This is a genomic window from Kamptonema formosum PCC 10802, assembly GCF_000332335.1.
Classification (GTDB): Bacteria; Cyanobacteriota; Cyanobacteriia; order Cyanobacteriales; family Oscillatoriaceae; genus Oscillatoria.
Genome location: NZ_KB235949.1, coordinates 108,056 through 108,729, shown reverse-complemented (window position 1 = coordinate 108,729; position 674 = coordinate 108,056). Strand labels below are relative to the sequence as shown.

1 protein-coding gene is annotated in these 674 nt (G+C 55.0%); it reads right to left on the bottom strand.

Going from position 1 to position 674, the window contains the following annotated elements:
- Window positions 1-674, bottom strand: a 674-nt coding sequence (locus OSC10802_RS53480) for a hypothetical protein (protein WP_198525329.1), incomplete at both ends; no start/stop codon positions are given.

The following is a 674-nucleotide window of genomic DNA, read 5'->3' as shown; positions in this document are numbered from 1 at the left end:
GAAATTCCGACAAGCTTGCCGGTTGAGCCACCGGCAATAGGGGAAATTCCGACAAGCTCGGCGGTTGAGCCACCGGCAATAGGGGAAATTCCGACAATTCCGATAATTCCGACAATTCCGATAAACGAGCCGGTTGAGCCACCGGCAATAGGGGAAATTCCGACAATTCCCACAACCTCGGCGGTTGAGCCACCGGCAATAGGGGAAATTCCCACAACCTCGGCGGTTGAGCCACCGGCAATAGGGGAAATTCCGACAATTGAGACAAGCTCCCCGGTTGCGCCACCGGCTTTCGTGGAGATTCCGACAATTGAGACAACCTCGGCGGTTGAGCCACCGGCAATAGGGGAAATTCCGACAATTCCGATAATTCCGACAATTCCGATAAACGAGCCGGTTGAGCCACCGGCTTTAGGGGAAATTCCGACAAGCTCGGCGGTTGAGCCACCGGCAATAGGGGAAATTCCGACAAGCTCGGCGGTTGAGCCACCGGCTTTAGGGGAAATTCCGATAATTCCGACAATTCCGACAATTCCCACACGGCTCCCCGGTTGAGCCACCGGCTGTAGGGGAGATTCCGACAATTCCGACAAGCTTGCCGGTTGCGCCACCGGCAATAGGGGAAATTCCGACAATTCCGATAATTCCGACAATTCCGATAAACGAGCCGGTTG